The following is a 2,050-nucleotide window of genomic DNA, read 5'->3' as shown; positions in this document are numbered from 1 at the left end:
TGATTGCCCACTGTCACCACCTCCTTTCATGTACTGTTGGCCGGCCATCGTCAATGGAATAACGTTACCATTAAATACAAGCTGGTCACCGCCAGGTAAAGGTGGCTTCTCTTCTAATGCCCTCGCCTCGTTCGGCGTAATAAAACCTTTCTCAATTCCGATGCCATACGCTTCATAACGCGTTTTAATGTCGCTTCTAAGCATGCTGTCAACGTTGAATTTCACGTAATATCCAGCGTCAATTTCACTGTCAAGAAACAATTTATACGTCATCTCTTGCTCATACATTGTTAAAATCGGCAGCAATGTATCCACGTAAAACTGCCGTTGCTGTTCGGCTACATTCGTATGAGTTGCCCGGCTTAAATCGTTGAGTTGGTGCATCTTAATTCCGAACGCTGTAGCGATTTGCCGGATCGTGAGCTCTGTGTTTTCTAAAAATTGCGCATCGGACATCGTTAAACTGATGGGTTTGAACTCATATCCGATCGGCATGAGCGCGATGCGGTGACTGTTTTTCAGTCCCGATGACATTTCCTCAAATTTTTCCCTGAATTTCTTCTGCGCTTCTGGGTTTAAATCGCCCACGTACTGAACGATCCCTTTCACTTGCAACCCTTGCTTGTAAAAATTATTGATAAACCGTCCGGCCGCCGCCGCATTCTCCACCGTCGCCCGCAAATAATCGAGAGGAGGAATGCCAACGATCCCGTCGAGCGTAATGCCGCTTTTAAAATGCAAAATTTCATCCGGCATAAGCTTTCTTCTTTCTGTCCCGACGTCAACTTCATACCAGATTTTATTTTTGCTACTGAAAAGGCCCACGTCGTCAATCCAAATCTTCACCCTACTTGAATCAATCGGCCAAAACGCCACAATCCGGCCCTTTTCATCTGTCTCGATGTTGACGTACGCATTCCCATATAGGTTTCGTTGCGTTTCATTACACTTGGAGAAGTCAGATGCCGACATATACGGATTGGGGCGGAGCTTCAGCAGCTTATACAAATAGTGTTTGGTCGCTTTATTGACCCCATTTTCGTCCTCTCGATAAATCTTTAAGGGGAGCTTCGAAATCGATTCAGCCAAGATTTTAATACAGGCGTAAACCGTCGCTTCTTTCAAAGCATTTTTTCCGTAAACATTCACATCACCGGGAGAAATGCCAAGAAAATCTAAAAGAGCCGGATCGTTCAAGCTGTATTCCGTACTTCTTCGTTCCAAAGCGCGTCGGAAAAACATTCATTCCTCACCTCCTTCATGGCGGATAACGCTTCGGTGGATGCAGCGCTGCAAAAATGCCGACGGCTAAACAAGAAAAACCCAGCATATACAGCCCTGCCGTCACGCTTAATCGGAACGTCGCGATGTTGATAAGCATTAGACCAATGAAAATAAAAAAATCTTCCGCGTAATCACGAAAGATTTTGCTTAATTTCTTCACTTTATCAACCCCACAGTCTGTCTAAAAAGTCATCGGTCGCAAATTCCGATACGTCAACCGATTCGGCATTCGCAAACATCGCCCGGGCATGGGCGTTAATGAGCGCTGCCAATGGGTCAATCCGGTCTGTGCTCTTCGATTTATCCAGCATAATGTTCTCCTGGGCGTCTTTTCGTGTCACCGCGTTGCCAACCGCCCACGCTAAAACAGGGTTTTTGTTATGAATGATTTTCTTTTCAAACACTTTTGTCCGGAAATTTTTCGTCGGCTCCGTCAAATAACGAATCCCCTGCGGAATTTCTACTGTTGTGAAGCCATCCGCCTCAAGCTCTTGCATCAAATGCCGCGCGTTGTACTTGTCATAGCAAATTTCCTTCACCAAAACGCCGTATGTCGGCTCAATTGACTTGATATATTCGCGCACAAACGTATAATCGACGACCGCTCCTGGTGTGGCGGTGATCCAACCTTGACGAACCCATTGATCGAACGGCATTTTATCAGTCTTGACCCGCTCATCGAGCTTTTCTTCCGGTATGAACGAGTGGGACAAGACGACAAATTTGCCGTCATTCAAAGGGATTTCGATAGAAACGCTCGTTAAGT

The 2,050-nt window shown here is 45.8% G+C and carries 3 protein-coding genes; all 3 read right to left on the bottom strand.

The window, feature by feature from the left end:
- A partial coding sequence (locus CD000_RS03370; RefSeq protein WP_143425273.1) for a phage portal protein occupies positions 1-1,242 on the bottom strand: 1,242 nt, incomplete at its 3' end.
- A 16-nt stretch (positions 1,243-1,258) separates the two neighbouring features.
- Positions 1,259-1,444, bottom strand: a complete 186-nt coding sequence (locus CD000_RS18660) for a hypothetical protein (protein ID WP_096224890.1) — start codon at positions 1,442-1,444, stop codon at positions 1,259-1,261.
- Between the two features lie 4 nt (positions 1,445-1,448).
- The coding region (locus CD000_RS03360) for a terminase TerL endonuclease subunit (protein WP_233130387.1) at positions 1,449-2,050 on the bottom strand (602 nt) is incomplete at its 5' end.

The sequence above is a fragment of the Geobacillus sp. FJAT-46040 genome (genome assembly GCF_002335725.1).
GTDB lineage: Bacteria > Bacillota > Bacilli > Bacillales > Anoxybacillaceae > Geobacillus > Geobacillus thermoleovorans.
The sequence above is the reverse complement of the archived record's forward strand: the minus strand, read 5'-3'. Positions and strand labels throughout refer to the sequence as shown.